Origin of the sequence: Microbacterium testaceum, assembly GCF_001476655.1 — a bacterium.
Classification (GTDB): Bacteria; Actinomycetota; Actinomycetes; order Actinomycetales; family Microbacteriaceae; genus Microbacterium; species Microbacterium testaceum_C.
Window position 1 is genome coordinate 1 of the sequence record NZ_LDRT01000095.1, and the last position, 1,444, is coordinate 1,444.

Here is a 1,444-nt window from a genome sequence, read left to right on the forward strand (position 1 = left end):
GTCGTCGGCGGGAGCGAAACCGATCATCGTCGTGAAGTAGGCGTCACCCTTGTAGGCCCCCGTGGTGGGGTCGGTCTTCTCACCGGTGCCCGTCTTGATCGCGACGCGGTAGCCGGGGATCTCGACCTGCTTCGCGAGCGTGCCCTGCGTGGCGACGTTCTCGAGCATCAGCGACACCTTCTTGGCGGCGTCCTCCGAGACGACGCGCGTGCCCTGCGTGTCCGGCACGTCGGTGACCGTGCCATCCGCCGCGGTGCAGCCCTCGACGAGCGAGAGGGGCATCCGCACGCCCCCGTTCGCGATCGTCTGGTAGGCGCCGGCGAGCTGCGGCACCGTGACCGAGATGCCCTGGCCGAAGGTGGTGTTGTAGAAGGTCTGCTTGTCCCACTGCGACGGGTCGCGCATGATGCCGGAGGACTCGCCGGGGAAGGCGACCGCGGTCTGCTGCGTGAGCCCGAACTTCTCCAGGTAGGACACGCGCGTGTCGAGGGGGATCATCTCGCCGAACTTCGAGATGCCGACGTTGGACGAGTCGATGAGGACACCTGTGAGCGTGTAGTTGTTCGGGCCGTGCGAGAACGAGTCGGACACCCGCGCGTCGCCGGGCAGCGTCTCACTGCCGGAGGCCGTGACCGTCGTGTCGGTCGTGAAGGAGCCCGAGTCGAGGCCGATAGCGGCGGTGATCGCCTTCATCGTCGACCCCGGCTCGTTCGGGTCGCCGAAGGCCGTGCTGCCGCGGTCCGCGGCCGGGCTGGACGAGGGGTCGTTGGGGTCGACGGTCGGGTATTCGGCGAGAGCCCGGATCTTGCCCGTCTTGGCCTCGACGACCGTGATGGTGCCGCGCAAGGATCCGGTGTTCTGCACCTGCTCCGCGATCAGCTGACTGAGGTACCACTGCAGGTCGCGGTCGATCGTGAGCTTGAGGGTTCCCCCGTCCACCGCCGGCTCGGTCTCGACCTCGGTCCCCGGCAGCACGTTGCCGTCGCGACCCTGCTGGAAGACGACCTTGCCGTTCGTGGAGGCGAGACAGGCGTTGTCGGCGGACTCCAGGCCCGCGAGAGGCTCGCCGTCGCTGCCGACGAAGCCGATGAGGTTTCCCGCGACCGCCCCGTCGGGGTAGACGCGGCCCGCTTGCGGCGGGAAGCTCAGGAACGGAAGCCCCAGCTCGGCCAGGGCGCGGTACTGCTCGGTCGAGACGTTCTTCGCGATCGACGCCCACTGGGAGGTGGGGTTGGCCGCGTGGGCGTCGACGACGATTTTCTCGACGTCGGCGGCGTTCTGCCCCGTGATCCCGGCGATCTGCGCGGCGATCTGCGTCCAGGTCTGCGTCACCTTCACGGTGCCGTCGTCCGTGCGCTCGGTGAGCCCTTGCACCGCGAGACTCGGATCGATGTCGACGTCGTAGCGGTTGACGCTCGAGGCCAGGGTCACGCCGTTCTCGTCG

The 1,444-nt window shown here is 68.6% G+C and carries 1 protein-coding gene; it reads right to left on the bottom strand.

Annotated features, from left to right (window positions below):
* Positions 1 to 1,431: peptidoglycan D,D-transpeptidase FtsI family protein (locus NS220_RS13385; protein ID WP_242864619.1), on the bottom strand; the 1,431-nt coding region annotated here is incomplete at its 3' end.
* Between the last annotated feature and the right edge of the window lie 13 nt (positions 1,432 to 1,444).